Origin of the sequence: Cylindrospermum sp. FACHB-282 (assembly GCF_014697195.1) — a bacterium.
Lineage (GTDB): Bacteria > Cyanobacteriota > Cyanobacteriia > Cyanobacteriales > Nostocaceae > Cylindrospermum.
The window spans coordinates 1-20,667 of the sequence record NZ_JACJRJ010000026.1; the positions used below are offsets into that span (position 1 = coordinate 1).

A 20,667-nucleotide genomic window follows, 5' to 3' on the forward strand; every position below is an offset into this window, starting at 1 on the left:
CTCAAGTACTGCTTTTAACTCTTCATTTGGATTAATTAAATTTTGCTGGCATCCATACATTTGTTTTGCCTCCTTACCTGTATGCTAACATAAGTGTGTCGTCATTGTGTCATGTATGACAAAAAAAGAATTACACATTAGAATTACCGAACGCAGAATGAATAAACTGCGGTTGTATGCTGCAAAAAAAGATACAACTATTGCCCAAGTTGTAGAGGAATTGCTTGGTACTCTACCTGAAATTACAGATATATTACAGGTAGGCTAAAGCCTACCGAGTCGTTTTTCATCCCCGGTCTGAAGTACGGAGTATGGCGCTGTGCGCCTGTTCCTCCGGGGCTTTCAAACTCCCGTCTGTTTCTTGTAAAATTATTGAGTTTTGAATGAGAGAATTTTGGATTTCCTAAATGTCATACCTAGCCAAGATTTTACTGTACCCAATTAAGTCACTGGATGGCGTCGAAGTTGAAACGGCGACAATTCTCGCCAGTGGTGCAATTATAGGCGATGGGCTTCGCCCCAACCTAGGCGATCGCGAATTTGCCATTTTTGACGCCCAGGGTAGGTTAGTCAACGGCAAACGCCATCCCAAAATCCATTTACTGCGCTCACAATTTTCTTTAGAATCTAGAACCATCTCACTGCAAACTCCAGGCAGCAACTCACCACAAGTTTTTCATCTAGATGAAGAACAGCAAAAGCTAACAGCAACTTTAAGTGATTTTTTTGGGTTTACCGTCACATTAGGGCAAAACTCCCAACAGGGCTTTCCCGATGATACCAACTCACTAGGGCCAACAGTGATTAGCACCGCCACCTTAGTAGAAGTGGCTGGTTGGTATCCTGGTTTGACTGTAGATGAATTGCGTCGTCGGATGCGTGCCAACATCGAGATTGATGGTGTACCAGCATTTTGGGAAGATCGGCTGTTTACTGAAGGTGGGCATACAGTAAGCTTTCAGGTGGGAGATGTGCGCTTTTTTGGGATAAATCCCTGTCAGCGTTGTGTAGTCCCTACCCGCGATTCTTACCTAGGGGTAGCTTACCCAAACTTTGCCAAAATATTTGCGAACCAGCGCCAAGCAACCTTGCCAAAGTGGGTAGCTTCATCCAGTTTTCAAAACTTTTACAGCTTGAGTGTAAATACACGATTAGCCGCCTCAGAAGCTGGGAAAATTTTACAAGTCGGCAATAAAATTGAGATCCTGCCCCCAGAAAAATAAAACTAGAAAATTTTATACAAAAATAGTAGTACTATTGATCTACTGATGGCAATCCTACTCCCATACAGCGTATAAAAAAAATATAAAAACATAGCAGAAGCTAACGGTTATCTCCTCCTAGAGAAGGATGACAGGTGACTTCAACAGTCGTGGCGCTGCATATTCAGAACTCAGCATGAGGAAATCCGGACTTTTTATCGATGACAGACTACTATTTTCCGTCGCCTAAAAGCATAATAGAAATGTGACTGATCTGTTCGCCCCTTTACAATCCCTGAAACAAGGTCACTGGTTCAAGCTGATTTGCGGTGCCAGTTTCCAACATCTACCTGCTGTCAGAAGTTTAACATTAGCCTACACTTTGGCGGGCGCTGACTGCATAGATGTGGCAGCTGATCTTGCTGTGATTGCAGCAGCCCAAGAGGCTCTAGTTGTAGCCAAAGATTTAGCTAAGGATGCCCAGGAGCGAGGCTTTAACTATAAAGGCAACTTACCCTTTTTAATGGTCAGCCTTAACGATGGAGAAGACCCCCATTTTCGTAAAGCTGAGTTTAATGCTACTGATTGCCCCCCAGACTGCCCTAGACCCTGTGAAAGGATTTGTCCGGCACAAGCGATTGTGTTTAACAGTATAAAAGATGACTCTTCGGGAGTTGTTGCTCAAAAGTGCTATGGCTGTGGACGTTGCATACCTGCCTGTCCTTATGGTATAATTTATACAGAGTCATATATGTCAACGCCAGGAGCGATCGCGCCATTAGTTATGTCAACGGGAGTGGATGCCGTCGAAATTCATACAAAAGTAGGGCGTTTGGCAGAATTTCAGCAATTATGGCAAGTAATTTCACCGTGGGCGGAGCAATTAAAAGTTTTAGCTATCAGCTGTCCCGATGGCGAGGGAATGCTCGACTACCTCAAGGCAATATATCACCTGATCAGCCCCCTCAAGAGTACCTTAATTTGGCAAACTGACGGTCGTCCGATGAGTGGTGATATTGGAGACGGTACTACTATAGCGGCGGTGAAATTAGGGCAAAAAGTTTTGGCAGCTAAGTTACCGGGATATGTGCAGTTAGCAGGCGGCACCAACAGCTATACCGTTGCTAAGTTAAAAGCAATGGGACTGCTCAACGATTTTAGATTGCCGATTTTAGATTTTGGATTAAAAGACGACTTGCCAAAATCACGCCAGTTGCTACAAGTTCGGGAACCTCAAGCCAGTTGCTTCAACCTTGGTCACATGAGCAAAGCACTGGCTCCGCAAGACAGTGGCGCCAAAATCCAAAATCTAAAATCCAAAATTGCCGGAGTAGCTTACGGTAGCTACGCCCGTGTACTACTGTCACCAGTTCTCGATCAGTTAGAGAATAAGGAGGTGAGTCAAGCTAGTCTCAAGGCGACTATCCGCCTAGAAGAAGAACCAGAATTACTCTGGCAAGCTGTAGGGCTTGCCCATTCTCTCATTTCCCAGATCAAGTCACAGCAAGAGCGCTAATCCTTCGTTGCGGAAACTTTCCTCAACGGGGGGAAACCCCGCACAGAAGTGTCCTCGTTATCTCTCAAAACGTCACCATAGAAAGCATGACGATTACAGAAGATCTCCAAAAGTTGTTAGACATTTTGCCCCAGGATCTGCGACACGTACTAGAGAATCATCCCAAACGAGATAGTTTAGTTGAAGTAGTTTTGGATCTGGGTCGTCGCCCAGAAGCTCGTTTTCCCCAGGAAGCTGAGTATCTGAGCGAAATACCTGTAACTCAAGCACAAATAGATGATTGCATTCAGCGAGTCGGAGTTTTTGGCGGAGATAATCGGGCAGGAATTGAGCAAACCTTGCATCGGATCAGCGCCATCCGCAACCGTACAGGCAAGATTATTGGCTTAACTTGTCGCGTCGGACGGGCGGTATTCGGCACAATTGGCATGATCCGCGATTTGGTAGAAACTGGTAAATCGATTCTCATGCTGGGGCGTCCGGGCGTGGGCAAAACTACCGCCTTAAGGGAAATTGCCCGTGTTTTAGCGGACGATCTGCATAAGCGGGTGGTGATTATCGACACCTCCAACGAAATTGCTGGAGATGGTGATGTTGCTCACCCCGCCATTGGTCGCGCCAGACGGATGCAAGTAGCTCATCCAGATCAACAGCATCAGGTGATGATTGAGGCAGTGGAAAACCACATGCCAGAAGTCATTGTGATTGATGAAATTGGTACAGAACTGGAAGCTTTAGCGGCTCGTACCATTGCCGAACGCGGTGTGCAATTGGTAGGTACTGCTCACGGTAACCAGATTGAAAACCTGATCAAAAACCCCACCCTATGTGATTTAGTTGGGGGCATTCAGGCTGTAACCCTAGGAGATGACGAGGCCAGAAGGCGGGGATCTCAAAAGACTGTTTTGGAACGCAAAGCCCCTCCCACTTTTGAGATTGCTGTGGAAATGTTGGAGAGGCAGCGCTGGGTAGTACACGAAAGCGTTGCTGATACGGTTGATCATCTGTTGCGGGGACGTCAACCTAGCCCACAAACAAGAACTGTTGATGAGCAAGGCAAAGTTGCAGTTACACGGCAGTTAGCTGTTGTTAATGGTCGCGGCGGGCAGCTAGTAGGTGGAGAGGAACCTTTCCCACCGGTGCGACAGCCTAATGGCTGGCGTTCATCTGGGCAAATGATAGCATTACCAGCATTTCCCGTAGAACGGGAGCGGGTGACTGGACGCAGTGAATTTGACCGCTTGTTGGATGAATCTTTTAATCACTCTGACAGCTTTGATTACCATGCCAGCAAACATGCGGGGCCAAACGGCGAGGATTTGCCCTTGCATATTTACCCCTATGGGGTTAGCCGCCACCAATTAGAACAGGTAATCAATGTGCTAACTTTGCCGGTGGCATTGACAAAGGATATTGATAGTGCTGATGCAATTTTAGCATTGCGATCGCATATCAAAAACCATGCCAAACTGCGGCAAATGGCTAAAGCCCGTCAAGTACCCATCCACGTAATCAAGTCCAGCACTATTCCTCAGATTACCCGTGGCTTGCGGCGCTTGCTGAACATGGATGACCCAGAAACCGCCGATGACCGAGAACTGCAACTGTTTTTGCACAGTGGCAGCGATGACGAAATGGACGCCCTAGAAGAAGCCAGACTTGCTGTAGAGCAAATTGTCATTCCCAAAGGACAGCCAGTTGAGTTATTACCCCGTTCTTCCCAAGTCCGCAAAATGCAACATGAGTTGGTAGAACATTATCGACTCAAATCTGACAGTTTTGGCGAAGAACCAAATCGCCGCTTAAGGATTTATCCGGCGTAACTTCACCCCTAACCCCCTCCCCGAAACCGGAGAGGGGGCTACTATTTTTCCCTAACTGCCTGTGTCTTTATCAGTAGAAGATGCAGGGTTTTTGCCATTAACAAAGGAATGTCCACTAGTAGCTGAAGAATTGTTGTTAATTACAATTTGTGGATTATTAGTTGGAGGTGTTTCTGGCGTTTTGTGAACCTTGGTTTTTTCAGTAGCAGAATTGGTTTGAGGAGGCGGTGCTGGCGGGCTTTTCATCACGCTAACCAACGCTAGAATAAATGCTAGAAATGCTAGAAATGCTAGTAAAGCCGCGTTTTTACTTGATACTAGCGCCTTAGACATCAGTCTAGTAAATTCTAAATTCACGTAAAAAATTCCTATTTATGTGAAAATTGTGGAATAAATACACAGTTTTCACCAAATTAGCTTAATAAAAAAGATGTGTCAATATACTTGCTTTGTGAATTTTGTGTAGTAACTTAGATTAAGACAAGTCAAATTTGAATAATTTGCCAGTTTGCTTTTAGATGCTGCTGCCAATGATTCATTGGCTCCAATCAGGTATGTAAGTATTTTTATATACCCGTACAATTCGCAGTCATCAATAAACTAGCTTGATGAATTAGAGAACTATCAATTTAGTATATTTTTTGTCATGAAACCGATGAATAGACATGAACTTAGAAAAAAAATTCAGGAACTCACCCTAAAACCCAGAAAAGTTTTAGAACTGCTAAAACAAGGAAAAACAGATGATGAAATCGCTGATGAAATTAATGCTTCACCTGCCACAGTTCGTAAACATATACAAAATCTCTGCGATCATTTTGAAATAGAGAGCGAAGTTGATAACATAAAAATCAATAGGCGAGAGAATTTGATAGCGTTAGAAGTTGATTTACAATCCTCTTCGGGAAAAGATCAGATCACTTCCAGTGCATCAGGAAAAATTAAACTCAGAGAAGCATATAAAGCAGAAGGTTTAACGATTGAAACCCTTGCAGAAAAAGCGAAGGTATCAGAAGACACCGTTAAACGTCTATTAGGAACAAAAGAATGTCCAAATGGCGTTGAAAGATGGGCTGTGGAAAATATTGCTGAAGTTTTAAATACTAAACCAATAGATATAGTTAATAATTGGTATCCACAACTCATCCCACCAGAGTTTGAAGTACTAATTAAAGATAAAACACAGGTATTCTGTGGTAGAGAATTTGTTTTCAATGCCATTGATGATTTTATCAAAAATAACAAAAGTGGCTATTTTCAAATCATTGGTGTTGCAGGGATGGGTAAAAGTACCATTGCTGCAAAGTATATATTAAATAACCCTGGAACAATTTGCTTTTTTAATATTCGTGCAGAAGGGAAAAATCGCCCGGATTTGTTTCTAAAGTTAATTCGTCAACAATTAACACAACGTTTCCAATTGCCAGATTTAGCAGATGCTGATTTATCAACTTTATTAATCAAAGCTAGTACACAATTATCTAATTGGGAAAGCTTAGTAATTATTGTTGATGCACTGGATGAAGTTGACCAAGAAGGAAACAGTAATTTATTATATTTACCGACGACTTTACCAGAAAAAGTTTACTTCATTCTGACCAGAAGACCTTATAACCCAGAAGATAAAAGATTAAGCCTTTCTCCTAGTATTTCCTATCAAGAATTAGATTTAACTAAGTATGAACAAAAGAGTAATAATGATGTCAAAGAGTATATTTGGCAATTGCTAAAATCAGATGAATATCAACAAGGGTTACAGCAGTGGATACAACAGAAAAGTCACATATCTAAAACTGATTTTATAGAAACAATCGCCGCCAAAAGTGAAAATAATTTTATGTATCTGCGCTGTGTTTTACCAGCTATAGCCGAAGGTTTTTATAATGATAAACCTCTGGATGAATTACCTGTAGGGTTGCAGGGATATTATGAAAGCCATTGGCGATTAATGGGTATGACGACTAAGCCTTTACCCAGAAACAAAATTAAGATTATCTATGTGATGTGTGCATTAAGTAGCGCCGCATCTCGTGAAGTTATTGCTAAATACTCTAAGCAAAGTGATTTGACAGTAGCAGAAGTTCTAAAAGGCTGGGCGCAGTTTTTACAGAAACAAGAAAATTATCAACCGCCGCGTTATCGGTTTTATCATGAAAGTTTTCGAGACTTTTTACAGCGTCAAGATATTGTTCAAGCAGCAGGGGTGAGTTTACCAGATATCAGCGCCGAAGTTGCAGATAATATGACAGCGGGACTTCTGGGTTATGAGTAATATTAGCGCCTGGTTAGATGAAAGTTCACCAGAGGAAAGAGAACATTTTTTAGGTGAATTTACTCGGTTATTGTTAGAGGGTGGAAAAGTTAATAAAATCTGGCGTTTATTGGCAGATTTTGAGTTTATCGAAGCAAAACTTAATCATTCTCGATTTGGGGTAAAGGCGCTAATTGAAGATTATGATTTGCTTGACTATGCAGAAATATTAAACCAGCCAGACTATAATCCAGATAAAGTTAAGGCATTAAAGTTAATACAAGGTGCGCTGCAACTTTCAGCGCATATTTTAAATCAGGATAAAAAGCAATTATCTGGGCAATTATTAGGGCGGTTGCTGCATTTTGACGCACCGGAAATTAAAGGCTTAATGCAACAAATAACAGCAACCAAAAACAGTGGTTTGCGTTGTTTAACAGGTAGCTTAACTCCCCCAGGTGGCGCATTAATTCGCACCCTGACAGGTCATAGTCGCTGGGTAAATGCGATCGCCATTACCCCCGATGGTCAGTCGGTGATTTCTGGTTCCGGTGACGACACAATCAAAGTCTGGGATTTGCAGACCGGAACCGAAAAGTTCACCCTGACAGGTCATAGTGACTCGGTAAATGCGATCGCCATTACCCCCGATGGTCAGTCGGTGATTTCTGGTTCCGGTGACGACACAATCAAAGTCTGGGATTTACAGACCAGAACCGAAAAGTTCACCCTGACGGGTCATAGTGACTCGGTAAATGCGATCGCCATTACAAACGATGGTAAATCTGTGTTTTCTGCTTCCCGTGACGAAACAATCAAAGCCTGGGATTTGCAGACCAGAACAGAAACGTTCACCCTAACAGGTCATAGTAACTCGGTAAATACGATCACTATTACTCCCGATAGTCAGTCGGTGATTTCTGGTTCTTGGGACAACACAATCAAAGTCTGGGATTTGCAGACCGGAACCGAAAAGTTTACCCTGAGAGGTCATAGTAACTCGGTAAATGCGATCGCCATTACAAATGATGGTCAGTTTGTGATTTCTGGTTCCCGTGACGACACAATCAAAGTCTGGGATTTGCAGACCGGAACCGAAAAATTCACCCTTCTTGGGTCACGCTACGCGGAAACAAGTCATAGTGACTCGGTAAATGCGATCGCCATTACAAACGATGGTAAATCGGTGATTTCTGGCTCCCGTGACTTCACAATCAAAGTCTGGGATTTTCAGACCGGAACAGAAAAGTTCACCCTGACAGGTCATAGTGACTCGGTAAATGCGATCGCCATTACTCCCGATAGTCAGTCGGTGATTTCTGGTTCCGGTGACGATACAATCAAAGTCTGGGATTTGCAGACCGGAACCGAAAAATTCACCCTTCCTGGGTCACGCTACGCGAAGACAGGTCATAGTAAATCGGTAAATGCGATCGCCATTACCCCCGATAGTAAATCGGTGATTTCTGGTTCCCTTGACTCCACAATCAAAGCCTGGGATTTGCAGACCGGAACCGAAAAGTTCACCCTGACAGGTCATAGTGACTCGGTAAATGCGATCGCCATTACTCCCGATAGTCAGTCGGTGATTTCTGGTTCTTGGGACAACACAATCAAAGTCTGGGATTTGCAGACCGGAACCGAAAAGTTCACCCTGAAAGGCCATAGTGACTCGGTAAATGCGATCGCCATTACTCCCGATAGTCAGTCGGTGATTTCTGCTTCCCGTGACAACACAATCAAAGTCTGGGATTTGCAGACAAAAACCGAAAAGTTTACTCTGAGAGGTCATAGTAACTGGGTAAATGCGCTCGCCATCACCCCCGATGGTAAATCTGTGATTTCTGGTTCTCGTGACAAGACAATCAAAGTTTGGGATTTGCAGTCAGGTTCAGAAATAGCCACTTTCACAGGAGAAAGTTCCATAACCTGCTGTGCTGTCGCTCCTGATGGTGTCACAATTGTAGCTGGCGAAGTATCAGGACGCTTGCATTTTCTGCGTCTGGAAGGAATAAAGGTGTAAATTATGAATATCCAACCTTTCCCCACCTCTCGCCATTCTCCCTCCTACCCCCAGGAATTTCAACAAGTTATTCTGGAAAAAACTCAAAATTTTGTTGGTCGTGATTTTATCTTCACAGCTATTGATGATTTTCTCCACCATCACCAGCGGGGTTATTTCACTATTGTTGGTGTACCCGGTAGTGGTAAAAGTGCCATTCTCGCCCAATATGTGAAACAAAATCCTCATACTATTTATTACAATGCCCAAATTGCGGGTAAAAATCGAGTTGAGGAATTTCTTAAAGAAGTTTGTACACAGTTAAGTGAATGGTTACAGACCCCACCCCAACCGAGGAGGGAGTCATTTACTGAAAATGCTGCGGAGGGAAGTTGGTTTTTATCGCTTTTGCTGCAACAAGTCAGCGATAAGTTACAACCTGAAGAGAAATTAATCATTATTATTGATGCTTTAGATGCAATTAACCCTAATGGTCAACCATTGGGAACCAATTTATTTTATCTACCGCGATATTTACCCGATGGGGTTTATTTTATTTTCTCCCGTCGTCCTTATAAAAAAGCAAATTCTGGTTTGTTAATTGAAGCGCCATCACAAATACTTGATTTATCAGACTATGCAGCAGAAAATAGCGAAGATATCAAAACATATATTCAAAGAAACCTAACCCCCAACCCTGCAAAGGAAGGGGGAAAAAATTACTCCCCTCCACTACTGGGGGAGAGGTCACACCTCATCGGCGAAGACGAAAATAATTTTATGTATGTGCATCAAATTTTAAAAGCTATAGCTGAAGGCTTTTACTCTCAAGCATCCGAATTTGATAATATTCCCCCAGGTTTAGAAGCCTATTATCAACAGCATTGGCAAAAGATACAAGGTGAAGATTTCTCAGATTTAGCTGTAGAGTTATTGCGGGTTCTGACTGCGGCGCAAACTCAAGCAATCTCAACAGTTGCTATTGCCAAAATTCTCAATGCTGATATATATGATGTCACGGAATTTATCGATGATTGGTGGGAGTTTCTGCAAGAAATAAGCATTAATAAAGAAATAAGTTATAAATTATATCATAGCAGCTTTCGGTTTTGGTTAGCAAGAAAGATTGATAGTTTATTATGATCTCCTTAATCAATATCCCCGAATTCTCTAAGAAGTCATGTATCTGAAAGTCTCGATTTTAAAATATTGCAGGTGTAGCAATAATTCCTACCAAAATTCGGAGTAATTCTTCTAATTCTTCCGGAACACGATAAAGTTTCAAATCTTGGGAAATCAGCTTTTCTTGACGGTGAAATATGCCAAACCGCCAGTCTTCTCCTGTTGTGACTGCACCATATAAAACTGGTGTTTCTGATTGTGTCCATTGGTCAAGGGCAATTAATTCTACTGCGAGTTGGGTAAATCCTCGACTTAAATCAGATTGTTTGGCTTCAATTACTAGCATTCCCACATCGCCGTTTATGTAATAGTCAAAACTCCCCTTTAGCTGTTCGTTAACATTAATAGGATATTCAATATTTAGTTGACTGTGAGTTTCTGCACAAATTTCTAGCAGCGTCGGTGCTATCAATACTTCTCGTCTTGCTGTTTCACTTATGGGGTTGACGTAGGTTAAATTTCTTTGCAAATAGCCGGTTAAAAAATCTAAGCAATTGAGATGTCCTTCGTACTTTGGTAAATCAAGCCGTTTGCGTTCATATCGACAATTCAATTCTGCCAGAATGTCGGCAGGGGCGTAAGGTAATTCAAAATATTTGCTAAATGTATAACTTGTACCAGGTTGAAGAATGGGCGGGCGAGTCATTTATAAATCCTATCTAATTTGTGAAAATTAATTGTTTTAAGGAATCGCAGAGGACAGAGAAAGAGAGGTTTTCACAAATAATTTAGGGCTGCTATTAAATTATTTTCTAGGAACCCAGGATGTCTTGCAATCTGGCGACCATTTCTGCGCGAGATGAAACCTCTAGCTTGCGGAACATCCTTTTTAAAGCTTGCTTAACAGCACTTTGGGAAATCCATAGTCTGGCGGCTATTTCGGTATTAGTTAATCCCTGGGCGACTAATTCAGCAATTTGTAACTCCCGTGGTGTTAGGGGACAGCTTGCAGAAGACTCAAATGTTTTTGGTTTTGTTCGCAGGGTGGCGAGTTTGGCTGATAAATGAATGCATAGGGCGCTCAAGTCAGCTAAATCGTTACCATTAAAGGCGGGACTGCCTGTGTCACGGGCAAAATTTACTGTCCCCACCAAACGGCCATCACATACAATAGGCCCAGTCATCACGTGTTCATGGTCGGAGCGTGAACAAATGTGTTTCCAGTCGTCTGGGGATAATAATAGTTGTTCATGGGCGGGTGCGTGACGCTCAACTACATAGCGCCCCACGGGGTTGCTCTCTAAGCAGACAGCGGGAATGCCCTGAACTTCAATTTTAGCGGTTGAGTCGTCATCTAGGAGATAGATGCCCCAATGTTGTACGCCAAAATGCTCGCTAATTGTATCCTTGAGAGCTAGTTTTAATTCTTGCTCATTTCGGACATTAGCGATCGCATGAAAAACGGCGTGGAGTGAATTAGCCATAATTGTACCCACTTGGGGACTATGCGAGGCTCCATAATTACTTCTATGCTAATACCAGGAAAAATAAAACGCTATTATTACTAGTGGCGATAGGAGAAGCGCATGACAGTTACAACCATCTCTGCCCAAGAACTTTTCCGGGCTGCTTATGAAAACCGCTACACTTGGGATAAGAACTTCCCCGGTTACACCGCAGATGTCACATATAAGCAGGACGGGCAAGTTTTTACAGGCAAAGTTATTATTGATGGCAATCTCAAAGCAGAAGTTTTAGATATAGAAGACGAGCAAGCTAAAAAAGCAATTCATAACCAAGCTTGGGAAATCGCTATCCACCGCGTCCGTCGCGCCTTTGAAGACACCCACAGCGCCAATACCTTTAGATATGGTACCACTGACTCAACTGGTGCAGTGGAGATTTTGATGGGTGGTAAGGCTGAGGGCGATAAATACAAAGTTCGCAATAACGAAGTTTGTCACGTTCACCGTTTAATTCACGGTACTTACGTCACAATTGACACCTTTAGCAGTCACGACACAGGGGCAGGATATCTATCTCACTCCTATGACTCTGTATATCATGACCCCAAAACCGGCGCACAAAAGGGCGGTAGAAGCGAGTTTGTTGACGAATACGAAAAAGTTGGTGAGTATTTTATTCTAAATCGTCGGGAGATTCGCACGGAGATAGAAGGAAAAGTTTCAGTTCAAGAATTTATTTTCTCGAATATCCAGTTGTTAGCGCCTGTTGCGGCTTAAGCTGCATTTTTTAAAATCATTGCAAAAGCGGTGGCGTTACGTCATCGCTTTTATTTTTTGGGTGATTAGTTCTGGTGGGTGTGGCGGCGATCGCAGGAGTTGAGATTTTGCGATCGCGCCAACTATAAAATATTGTAGCAGATGTAGGGACAATTCATGAATTGTCCCTACAAAAAGTTGCATATAACGCCTACTTCTTTTCTGGAGATGTTTTTTTGTTAACCCAACTGGTTGAGCTTCAACTGTATAACCGCGTTCGCGAAGCGTTCCGGAGGCTCTATTCTATTCGTCAGGGCTGGTTGAACCAGAATTAACTAACTTATGAATATTGTCCTCCCAATTTGCGCCATCAAAAGGCACAATCTCAAAATTCGCCATCACATCTCCATCTAAACACCGCACATTTACATCAACACCATCGGGATGACTGCGGGGAATATAAAAAGGATGCATTCCACAAATGCGGCAAAACTTATGTTGTGCAACTCCCGTATTAAATTTATAAGTTGTCAACTCATCTTCACCTTGCAACAAAGTAAACTGCTCTCGCGGCACAATTAAATGCAAAAATCCCTTTTTCCAGCAAATTGAACAATTACAATCATCTACTTTGTGTTTATCAACCACCACCTGAAAGCGCACTGCACCACAGTGACAACCGCCTTCATAAGTGACTTTTTTATTAATATTTGTTGTCATCTCAATTAACCTAAATATTTAGATCACGATGGTGCGTTACGCTGCGCGGTAACACACCCTACAATTAGCCTTAAGACCAAGCGTATTGAATGAAATCGCCCGCTTCTCTTCTATGGTAGGGGGTTAAGTTCTTCAGCGTGACTCAATTTTAGAGACTCGCTTATCTAAATTATTAACTTGCTGCTTTAATTCAACCACCAAAGTTGACAGCCGCTCAAGCATTTTATCCCGTTCTGACTGTGCTAAACTTCGTCTAGAACCGTTAGAAGATGGGGGAGTCAGTGTTATTCTAGATGATGGAGACTGACCGATTTTACTTAATTGTAACTCAATTTGGTTCAATCGCAAATCAAGACGACGCAAGTCAAATTCTAAGTTATTGATGCGAGAGTCTACTTGCTGGGGTGAAGCAGTATTTGATAATATACCACTCCAGATAATTATTACCAAAATCCCGGCGAATAATAATCTGTTAAACATTTTATTAACTCGTTATCATAAATCAAAGGGTTTAAGACCCCTACCTCTACAGGTAGCATCATTTTCAGTCGGGGCTTAAATCCCCGTCTGAACATGTCTTTAATTTTTTTGAATTTTGAATTGTTAACTCCCCTCTTTCCCGTGGTAGAGGGGATTAAGGGGTGGGGTTGTTTGAATTTATTTATCAGGCTGTAATTGAGAAAATAACTTTTGCCAATCAATGGAATTAGCACTATTTTCTCCCGCTTTCACTTCAAAAGTGCGGTTGCTTGCGGTTGATTGTTGTAGTACTTGGACGCAAAGTTCGGCAATATCCTCACGGCTAATTTTACCGCGAATATTGTCACCTTGCTCAAATATAAATTCTTTGCCCCCTGCTTCTTCAGTTAAAGCACAAGGTCGAATAATTGTGTAAGGAATCCCACTTGATCTTAAACTATCTTCACCTTTCAATTTCCAAGTTAAAATTCCTCCTAATTGGTCATTTAATCTCACTGCTGGTGGTTCTTCATCTAAATTAATACCGGGACGTCCTGGACGTGTCACTCCAGCAGAACTGACAAGGACAAACTGTGGTAAAGCTTCCCCACCATAAGCTTTAATTGCTTCCACTTGCAAAGCAAAACCACCGGGAGTAAATTTGGGATTTAAAGCACCATCATATTCAAATTTGCTCAACATCAATTGAAATGAGCTAATTTTGCTAGTGTCAATTGGTGGGCAATCTTTGACAACTTTTGCCCGAAATACCGGAACCAAATCGCTAAAAGAGATGGGAATATCTATCCAGGTATTAGCTATGGTGTCGAAAGAATAGCTATAACCAACACCATCCCATGTTGTCTCTGTCCGCAAAAATATTTTATAACGCTGACCGTCACCTTTGACGCGCAATTCTACACCTTCATAACCGGATAAGTCGAAGGGTGGAGTAAAATTCTTTGTTCTCACAGAAGCAAATCCCCCTGAGTTGGCGGTGGAGACATTACCAGCGAATAGGGCTGTATTTTCTAGTAATTGAAAATTACTTGCACTGACGCCACCCATCACTACATCATCCAGCGCACCCCAGATATTTTTTAATTCATCTGATGGTTTAGTGAAATCAAAGATCAGTTTTTTTCCTGCTTGGGGTAGATATTTTGCTGCTGCTTCTACCAAGTTTTTTACACCTTGATATTCTACATTTTCTGGAGTGTCACCAACTATTTCTGGTAGGTAAAATTTGATGCCTTGATTGTATTTGGCTCTATCTGGTGTATCCCCCTCCACTGGTTGCACACGCACTGCTGTACAACATACTACAGCTTGGATATTAGCCATGACTATGGGGGTTAAAGTCTCAGGTTTGGTGATGTCTGCAACTACCAAGTCTACGTCATCGCCAAGGGTTTTTCTGGCTTTTTCGATGTCGCGGACAAGCGATCGCACTTTATACCCCCGTTCCACCAATCGCCGCACCACTCGTTTACCGACGCCACCCGTGGCACCTGCTACCAAGATTACACCCACGCTTCTTCCTCCATTGGGTATATTTTGATTATCCTTGGGACGACCTTGGATTAACTGCTGTACCCAGTTAAGTAAAGGAATTACCTCAAAGTAGGTAAGGGTTTCAATGAACCTGCATAAGTCCCATTGAGAACGATTTTTGTCGGTCACAATTGCGTCCTCACTATTTTACTTCAGTCTAGCCTAATGAGAGAACGATGAACAAGTTTTGGCTGTTGGTTGGTGAGATTTTAATTAATTTTTTTTAACTAACCGCAAAGAGAAGAAGGAAAAGATTTTCAGAATCATTGGGGGTGATTATAGTATCAATAGTGTTGCCGATGGTAAACTCTGCCATGGGAATGAAAATAAATTTCACTTAAATATCAATTTAAATATTATAATTAACAATAAAATGTTAGTATTCAAAAAGCAATTGACTTATGAGCCAACTAGAAAAAGCTCAAGCTGAGTATGAAAAATTTCCGCAGGAATTCGCCAGTATCATTATTGGCACTGTGGATGTTCAGGGAATACCTAATGCTAGTTATGCTCCTTTTTGGATGGATGATTCTAAAAATATCTATATCTATGTGAGTGGTCTTTCTACCCACACCAAAAATATCTATATCAATCCTCATGTGAGTGTTCTATTTATCGAGGATGAAGCTAAGGCTGATCAAGTTTTTGCTCGTCGCCGTTTGAGTTTTGATTGTACTGCAAGTTTGATAGACCGAGAAACTGACAAGTGGAATTATATTGTTGACCAATTTCAAGGGCGTTTTGGTCAAATTGTTGATCTTTTACGCGGCTTGTCTGACTTTCGCATTTTCCAGTTAACTCCAAGTGAAGGCCGTTTTGTAATTGGTTTCGGGGCAGCTTATCATATTAGTGGTGAGAACCTAAATCAACTTGTTCAGATCACAGGTGATAAAGCTGGATAAAGGATGAGATTTCCATAATTCTAATTATATGCTTCAGTTTCAACCTCCCGGCTTTGGGCATAAAATCATTCATACATCTCTGGGGGCTATGGTTTACTATACCCAAACCGCTGCACCTTGGATAATTGCTGAGACGGAAGAGTTACCCCCGCTATTGTTTTTGCACAACTTTGGTGGTGGTGCATCTGCTTATGAATGGTCTAAAGTTTACCCGGCTTTTGCCTCTGGGTACCGTATTTTAGCCCCTGATTTAATCGGTTGGGGAGAATCTGCCCATCCAGTACGAGATTACCAAATTCGGGACTATCTAAATGCGATCGCCGAATTTATTAGCCAAACTTGCCACAAACCTGTCACAGTCGTAGCTTCATCCCTCACAGCTGCTTTTACTATCCGTCTGGCTATTACCCAACCTGAATTATTCCAAAGACTGATTCTGGTTTCTCCCTCTGGGTTTGATGACTTTGGCCAAGGCGCTGGACGTAGGTTACCACTTTCTGTGATCAATACACCTTTGTTAGACCATTTAATTTATGCCTTGGGTGCTGAAAATGAATTTGCAGTGCGAAATTTTCTGCAAAGTTTTCTGTTCGCTAAACCAGAACGGGTATCTCCAGAGATGGTGGAAGCTTATTTAATGTCTGCACAACAACCTAATGCCAAGTTTGCCGCTTTGGCGTTTTTGCGGGGCGACCTTTATTTTGACTTGAGTTTATATATTCAGCAACTGAAAATTCCCACTGTCATCTTTTGGGGCGAAGAGGCACAATTTACTAAAATCGAACTAGGGCGGCGCTTGGCAAATTTGAATCCAGGTGCAATTAAAAATTTTGATGCGATCGCCAACACAGGAATATTACCCCATCTCGAAACACCAGAAATTGTAATTGGTTTATTACAAAAATATCTCTAAACCCTCAATTGTTCAACTTCCGATTCTGCCAAACCTGTTAACTCAGCTACCTGTTCCACCGACATCCCCGACTGAAGTAACTTTCGTGCCGTTTGCTGCAACTGCAACTCTGCCCGTTCAGCCCGTTGTTGGGCTTGGTTTGCCAGATGTCGTTCCTTTTCTTCCGCAGTTGGCAACAATTCCCCCTCCATTGTCGCCCAGCGTAACCAAGTAGTTTCAACGCCTTTATAGCTACCTTGCCATCGTAGCAATGATAAACCTGTTGCTTGACTCACTAACCGATTTTCGGCATTGGGTGTTATTGGTTGATAAACTCCATGTTCTAGAGAAAAACCAACCCAGTCATCAGGATTAAAGGGATCAAACCAGAAATAATCTGGTACACGCATCTGATTTTGATAAATCAGCTTTTTTTCATTTTTGTCAGTTTGGGCGGTATTGGGAGACAGCAACTCAATAACCACATCAGGGCTTTTACCTTCTTCCCAAACAACCCAACTGCGGCGTTCTCCTTTAGGAACTCCCAGCACACCAAAGAAATCTGGCCCTCGAAAATCTTGGTTTTTCAACTGCGCCAAACTGAAATAGACAAACATATTACCGCTTGCATACCCGTCTTCTCTTTGTTCTAGCCAAGTTCCGAAGGTATCAATCAGCAGATCCATTTGCATTTTATGCCGTTGGCTTTCCATCGGGACACCGTCATCGTAGGGTAATTCTGCCTGGGTGGGGGGGAATGTTACATCAGGTGTAGCTAGGGTTTCGGACATGGCTTTGTAGTTGTGGGCTAGCCATTGTTGATATTTCTATATTAGGGCATGGGGTGGGGGATTAGGCGATCGCGCTTTACAATTAGAATGTGAAGCACTTTTGTCTTGACTGCGATGAACTTTCCTTCTCCACTCCAACAAAAAATAGAAAAATGGGCAAGTAGTCAGGGAATTTCACCTGAAGAATTTGTTTTGCAACCAGTTACCGAAAAAGTAGCCGCACTGAGTCAGCAAAGGACTGAAGTGACTAATGTAGTATCTCCTAATCAACCAAGAGTTTATCGAAAAGAAGGAATTTTAGTTGTAGATACTCAATTGGCAGAAAACTTTGATTTCAATACCTTCATAGATGAGTTGACAAAGGAACGCATTCAGGAACAAATTGGTTTATGAAGGTCTTGTTTGATACCTCTGTTCTGGTTCCTGCATTGATTGTCAATGCTTGTGCAAGTTGCTGAATAAGTGCGATCAGACTTTACAATTGGAACGTGAAGCACCGTTAACTTACAAGCCTATTATTTGATTTCTAGCAGAGATATATAAGGATGGAAAGCACATTAAAGCTACTCAGATTGATGTTTAGCTCCTTTACTACGATTACTATCTTTGTGAACTATTTGAAAATTATCTTTAGAATCTGCACCTCCTATAGCTAATGGAATATTATGATCTACTTCAATTTCATCTCCTATAAAAATAAGTGTGCCTGAAATAGGACAACGGTTCCCTTGCTCCTTTAGCATCTCAACTTTCTCTAGGTCAGAGAGTTTAGTTTGCCTTTTTTCAACTGAGTACTTAGTATGAAAATCTTGCACTTGTAACAAGAAATCATCCTTTGAAAAGTTATTAATATTATTTCTTAAGGCATAGAAAATACTTTGTATGTCTTCCTTTATTTCCAACCTGTAAAACTTAACCATTTCATAATTAAGTGGAACAAGGAGATACCAAAGGATGTAAAAATCTTGTTTTGTACGTCTGAAGGAACGGATTTGCCTTTGAGCCTTAAAGAGTGAATTTAATTCGGTTTTAAAAAAATCTTCTAATATGACTTTATCTTGACTAACATTTTTATCAAGTAAAACCAGCTTTATCTTCTTTATATAATTTTCTACACTTTTAATTGCCAACAAAAACTTATTCTTTACTTCTTCATTTTCAGATATATTTTGAAGTAATTTCGTAATATCATGAGATGAACTCATCCTTACACTAATTCCATCATTTTTATTATAAAAATATAAATATTTATCATAGCCCTTAGTCTTCATTATACGATGAAACTCAAGGAATGCCAGAGAAGTATAAAGTTCTTCATTTTCCATTCTATCCCTATCATTACGTCCTCTGATAAGCTTGGAATAAAGCCATCCCCTATGTTTTTCAACATTTTGCCTGATAGCTGTTATTATTTCTCTCTCTACCCAAGAATTCCACATTTCAAAAGAGTTTTCACGGATTGGATAAGGTTTATTATTGAGCCTTACAAATAGATCAACTGGGTTAAATTCTGGGTTAAGGCTCTCCTGAATTTCAACTACAAAAATTTCAAAATCTAGAATTTTGTCCTGTAATGCAGGATCATAGTCTTTGAGGTCTTTATAAGTTTTATTATTTAATTTATTCAGTATTTTTAAGCCTTTCAATGCAAAACCAGAATTTTTGGGTTCACGTCGCTGATGATTTTCATCTATATAATTTTCACCTACAAACCCTAGAATAGTTAATAGACGTTGTTGACCATCTATCACCTCTGAAGTGCCATCTTTACGTTTATAAATAAAGATGGGAGGAAGACTAATATCTAAAAGAATACTTTCAATAATTGAAGATGCTTTGGATACGCTGATAACTTCTGACCTTTGATAAGATGGACGAACAAGAAAAATATTACGTTTCATTACCCTAGTAAGGTCATCAATTGAATTCTTGGATGGTTCAGGCTTCGTTACTCTAAGAGATGCAAGTTCTCCTAATTTGGTAACAGTATCATTGTTCTGACCTCTACTCAGTTTCTTCAGTTCATCTCTACTTTTTTTATCTCCTCCAACATAAGCACGAAGATTAATATTAAGTTCTTTCTCAAATAGTTCTGCTGTAAATGAAAATCGTTCATAAACTTGGCTATAGTAATTTGATTCTACTTCTGTATACTTCTCAATATTATTCGATATTTCATTAGCTAAACGTTCAATGAAATCACGTTCCTTCAACTTAGACAAGTCTATATCTTCAACATCTAATACCTGCAAGCCCCAAAGTAAACATTCACAAACTAAACGATTGCAACTGACATTAATTTCTGTAAAAACCCGCTTTAAATTATTAACAATATGAATTTTTTCAATAAAACAATGATAGAGCTTATCTATATCTTCGGTTTCTGTACTATTAGCTAAATGTTCATACAATTTATCTAGTATTTCGGTTCTATTATTTCCCGAAGCATAGTGTTTTATGGGAAATTTATGAATTACCAAATATCTCCTTATAAACTGCAATACTTTACCACTATCAAACTCTTTTCTACTCTCCTTTTTTGGCAAAAACAGATCATTAATAATGTTTGAAATCTCACTATTTTCTATTACTTTTTTCTTGAAATGCTGAAAAATAAAATCAGCATCATAAACAGCATTATCTATTTCTGGCTTTTTTAGAGGCGTTATACCAGAATTATAACGACCAAATATCTCTTTTTTAATCTTATCTTCTAGACCAGTATCTAGCTTAGGTTCGTTAACTATCTCAAATTCTATAATTCTGATTTTTGCGTCAAGGAATAAATCAATAATACTTGTAGTATCTGAATTAGCTCTTAAAGAATCATAAGTTGATCTTGCAAGTTGCTTTAGGGATGCTAAACCATTTATTGTGAGCGAAAATTGATTTTCCATGAAACGATATATAGTTTCAAATCTCTGTCTTCCATCAATAACTTCTATTCCAGTACCATTGTTGAAAAATATTAGAGGTGGAATTTCAGTTCCTAATAATATGCTCTCAATAAAATAAGTTGCTTTATGATCATCCCAAACATAGTTTCTCTGATAATATGGGGTATAATTTATTTTATTTAAACTTCTTCGGCTAAGTAGTGAATCTATTGATTTAGAATAAGTCTCTATTTTTAAGTGAGATGTAAAAATTCTTTCAAACTCATTCGGAGTTAAAAATGGACTGCTCATTTTCCACCTATTTATTTACACAA

At 40.7% G+C, this 20,667-nt stretch carries 20 protein-coding genes; 11 read left to right on the forward strand and 9 right to left on the reverse strand.

Going from position 1 to position 20,667, the window contains the following annotated elements:
* Positions 1-115 precede the first annotated feature (115 nt).
* The 4 genes from H6G32_RS14565 to H6G32_RS14580 all read left to right on the forward strand — a co-directional run bounded on the left by H6G32_RS14565 (position 116) and on the right by H6G32_RS14580 (position 4,541).
* Complete coding sequence (locus tag H6G32_RS14565; protein ID WP_190459447.1) at positions 116-268, forward strand: hypothetical protein; 153 nt, start codon at positions 116-118, stop codon at positions 266-268.
* Positions 269-407: 139 nt separating this feature from the next.
* Complete coding sequence (locus H6G32_RS14570; RefSeq protein WP_190459449.1) at positions 408-1,223, forward strand: MOSC domain-containing protein; 816 nt, start codon at positions 408-410, stop codon at positions 1,221-1,223.
* A 244-nt stretch (positions 1,224-1,467) separates the two neighbouring features.
* A complete protein-coding gene (ldpA, locus tag H6G32_RS14575) occupies positions 1,468-2,718 on the forward strand; it encodes a circadian clock protein LdpA (RefSeq protein WP_190459451.1) in 1,251 nt (416 codons plus the stop codon).
* 86 nt (positions 2,719-2,804) lie between these two features.
* Positions 2,805-4,541: a R3H domain-containing nucleic acid-binding protein gene (locus H6G32_RS14580; RefSeq protein ID WP_190459453.1), complete on the forward strand. Its 1,737-nt coding sequence runs from the start codon at positions 2,805-2,807 to the stop codon at positions 4,539-4,541.
* A gap of 51 nt (positions 4,542-4,592) precedes the next feature.
* On the opposite strand, the gene H6G32_RS14585 is transcribed toward H6G32_RS14580, so the two are convergent.
* On the reverse strand, positions 4,593-4,874 hold the full coding sequence (locus tag H6G32_RS14585) for a hypothetical protein (RefSeq protein ID WP_190459455.1): 282 nt from the start codon (positions 4,872-4,874) through the stop codon (positions 4,593-4,595).
* Between the two features lie 322 nt (positions 4,875-5,196).
* Between H6G32_RS14585 and H6G32_RS14590 the strand changes: the two genes are divergently transcribed.
* The 3 genes from H6G32_RS14590 to H6G32_RS14600 are packed head-to-tail and all read left to right on the forward strand — an operon-like array spanning position 5,197 to position 9,937.
* Positions 5,197-6,813 (forward strand): LuxR C-terminal-related transcriptional regulator, encoded by a 1,617-nt coding sequence (locus tag H6G32_RS14590; protein ID WP_190459456.1) that lies wholly within the window; start codon positions 5,197-5,199, stop codon positions 6,811-6,813.
* Positions 6,806-8,815, forward strand: a complete 2,010-nt coding sequence (locus tag H6G32_RS14595) for a hypothetical protein (protein WP_190459459.1) — start codon at positions 6,806-6,808, stop codon at positions 8,813-8,815. Before H6G32_RS14590 ends, H6G32_RS14595 begins: the two co-directional genes overlap by 8 nt.
* A gap of 3 nt (positions 8,816-8,818) precedes the next feature.
* Positions 8,819-9,937, forward strand: coding sequence for an AAA family ATPase (locus H6G32_RS14600; protein ID WP_190459461.1), 1,119 nt, complete (start codon positions 8,819-8,821; stop codon positions 9,935-9,937).
* A gap of 58 nt (positions 9,938-9,995) precedes the next feature.
* Here H6G32_RS14600 and H6G32_RS14605 read toward each other — a convergent pair whose 3' ends face one another.
* Both H6G32_RS14605 and H6G32_RS14610 read right to left on the reverse strand, forming a co-directional pair.
* Complete coding sequence (locus H6G32_RS14605; protein WP_190459463.1) at positions 9,996-10,622, reverse strand: hypothetical protein; 627 nt, start codon at positions 10,620-10,622, stop codon at positions 9,996-9,998.
* Positions 10,623-10,728: 106 nt separating this feature from the next.
* Entirely contained in the window at positions 10,729-11,400 is a 672-nt protein-coding gene (locus H6G32_RS14610; protein WP_190459465.1) for a helix-turn-helix transcriptional regulator, read from the reverse strand.
* 102 nt (positions 11,401-11,502) lie between these two features.
* On the opposite strand from H6G32_RS14610, the gene H6G32_RS14615 reads away from it, so the two are divergent.
* Complete coding sequence (locus H6G32_RS14615) at positions 11,503-12,159, forward strand: DUF3386 domain-containing protein (protein ID WP_190459467.1); 657 nt, start codon at positions 11,503-11,505, stop codon at positions 12,157-12,159.
* Positions 12,160-12,195: 36 nt separating this feature from the next.
* On the opposite strand, the gene H6G32_RS14620 is transcribed toward H6G32_RS14615, so the two are convergent.
* The 4 genes from H6G32_RS14620 to H6G32_RS14635 form a co-directional block, all read right to left on the reverse strand.
* A complete protein-coding gene (locus tag H6G32_RS14620) occupies positions 12,196-12,342 on the reverse strand; it encodes a hypothetical protein (protein WP_190459469.1) in 147 nt (48 codons plus the stop codon).
* 99 nt (positions 12,343-12,441) lie between these two features.
* The gene (locus tag H6G32_RS14625; RefSeq protein ID WP_190459471.1) at positions 12,442-12,858 is read right to left on the reverse strand and encodes a GFA family protein; all 417 of its coding nucleotides are present in this window, start codon (positions 12,856-12,858) and stop codon (positions 12,442-12,444) included.
* A 132-nt stretch (positions 12,859-12,990) separates the two neighbouring features.
* Positions 12,991-13,338, reverse strand: a complete 348-nt coding sequence (locus tag H6G32_RS14630) for a hypothetical protein (RefSeq protein WP_190459473.1) — start codon at positions 13,336-13,338, stop codon at positions 12,991-12,993.
* A 177-nt stretch (positions 13,339-13,515) separates the two neighbouring features.
* Positions 13,516-15,000: a CIA30 family protein gene (locus H6G32_RS14635; RefSeq protein ID WP_190459475.1), complete on the reverse strand. Its 1,485-nt coding sequence runs from the start codon at positions 14,998-15,000 to the stop codon at positions 13,516-13,518.
* 272 nt (positions 15,001-15,272) lie between these two features.
* Here H6G32_RS14635 and H6G32_RS14640 point away from each other — a divergent pair, with 272 nt between their 5' ends.
* Positions 15,273-15,773 carry a HugZ family pyridoxamine 5'-phosphate oxidase gene (locus H6G32_RS14640; protein ID WP_190459476.1) on the forward strand — a complete coding sequence of 167 codons (501 nt, stop codon included), beginning with the start codon at positions 15,273-15,275 and terminating at the stop codon, positions 15,771-15,773.
* A 28-nt stretch (positions 15,774-15,801) separates the two neighbouring features.
* The gene (locus tag H6G32_RS14645; RefSeq protein WP_190459478.1) at positions 15,802-16,686 is read left to right on the forward strand and encodes an alpha/beta fold hydrolase; all 885 of its coding nucleotides are present in this window, start codon (positions 15,802-15,804) and stop codon (positions 16,684-16,686) included.
* Here H6G32_RS14645 and H6G32_RS14650 read toward each other — a convergent pair.
* Positions 16,683-17,456: a Uma2 family endonuclease gene (locus H6G32_RS14650; RefSeq protein WP_190459480.1), complete on the reverse strand. Its 774-nt coding sequence runs from the start codon at positions 17,454-17,456 to the stop codon at positions 16,683-16,685. The genes H6G32_RS14645 and H6G32_RS14650 overlap by 4 nt on opposite strands.
* Positions 17,457-17,570: 114 nt before the next feature.
* On the opposite strand from H6G32_RS14650, the gene H6G32_RS14655 reads away from it, so the two are divergent.
* A complete protein-coding gene (locus H6G32_RS14655) occupies positions 17,571-17,849 on the forward strand; it encodes a hypothetical protein (RefSeq protein WP_190459482.1) in 279 nt (92 codons plus the stop codon).
* Between the two features lie 170 nt (positions 17,850-18,019).
* On the opposite strand, the gene H6G32_RS14660 is transcribed toward H6G32_RS14655, so the two are convergent.
* A complete protein-coding gene (locus H6G32_RS14660) occupies positions 18,020-20,644 on the reverse strand; it encodes an HNH endonuclease family protein (protein ID WP_190459484.1) in 2,625 nt (874 codons plus the stop codon).
* Positions 20,645-20,667: the final 23 nt, after the last annotated feature.

Bases quoted from the DNA above. Each gene is read 5' to 3' on its own strand.
- H6G32_RS14655 (WP_190459482.1), top strand. From the start codon at position 17,571: ATGAACTTTCCTTCTCCACTCCAACAAAAAATAGAAAAATGGGCAAGT.
- H6G32_RS14625 (WP_190459471.1), bottom strand. From the start codon at position 12,858: ATGACAACAAATATTAATAAAAAAGTCACTTATGAAGGCGGTTGTCAC.
- H6G32_RS14600 (WP_190459461.1), top strand. From the start codon at position 8,819: ATGAATATCCAACCTTTCCCCACCTCTCGCCATTCTCCCTCCTACCCC.
- H6G32_RS14585 (WP_190459455.1), bottom strand. From the start codon at position 4,874: ATGTCTAAGGCGCTAGTATCAAGTAAAAACGCGGCTTTACTAGCATTT.
- H6G32_RS14630 (WP_190459473.1), bottom strand. From the start codon at position 13,338: ATGTTTAACAGATTATTATTCGCCGGGATTTTGGTAATAATTATCTGG.
- H6G32_RS14640 (WP_190459476.1), top strand. From the start codon at position 15,273: ATGAGCCAACTAGAAAAAGCTCAAGCTGAGTATGAAAAATTTCCGCAG.
- H6G32_RS14580 (WP_190459453.1), top strand. From the start codon at position 2,805: ATGACGATTACAGAAGATCTCCAAAAGTTGTTAGACATTTTGCCCCAG.
- H6G32_RS14570 (WP_190459449.1), top strand. From the start codon at position 408: ATGTCATACCTAGCCAAGATTTTACTGTACCCAATTAAGTCACTGGAT.
- H6G32_RS14615 (WP_190459467.1), top strand. From the start codon at position 11,503: ATGACAGTTACAACCATCTCTGCCCAAGAACTTTTCCGGGCTGCTTAT.
- H6G32_RS14650 (WP_190459480.1), bottom strand. From the start codon at position 17,456: ATGTCCGAAACCCTAGCTACACCTGATGTAACATTCCCCCCCACCCAG.
- H6G32_RS14610 (WP_190459465.1), bottom strand. From the start codon at position 11,400: ATGGCTAATTCACTCCACGCCGTTTTTCATGCGATCGCTAATGTCCGA.
- H6G32_RS14595 (WP_190459459.1), top strand. From the start codon at position 6,806: ATGAGTAATATTAGCGCCTGGTTAGATGAAAGTTCACCAGAGGAAAGA.
- H6G32_RS14620 (WP_190459469.1), bottom strand. From the start codon at position 12,342: ATGCAACTTTTTGTAGGGACAATTCATGAATTGTCCCTACATCTGCTA.
- H6G32_RS14645 (WP_190459478.1), top strand. From the start codon at position 15,802: ATGCTTCAGTTTCAACCTCCCGGCTTTGGGCATAAAATCATTCATACA.
- H6G32_RS14660 (WP_190459484.1), bottom strand. From the start codon at position 20,644: ATGAGCAGTCCATTTTTAACTCCGAATGAGTTTGAAAGAATTTTTACA.
- H6G32_RS14565 (WP_190459447.1), top strand. From the start codon at position 116: ATGACAAAAAAAGAATTACACATTAGAATTACCGAACGCAGAATGAAT.
- H6G32_RS14590 (WP_190459456.1), top strand. From the start codon at position 5,197: ATGAATAGACATGAACTTAGAAAAAAAATTCAGGAACTCACCCTAAAA.
- H6G32_RS14605 (WP_190459463.1), bottom strand. From the start codon at position 10,622: ATGACTCGCCCGCCCATTCTTCAACCTGGTACAAGTTATACATTTAGC.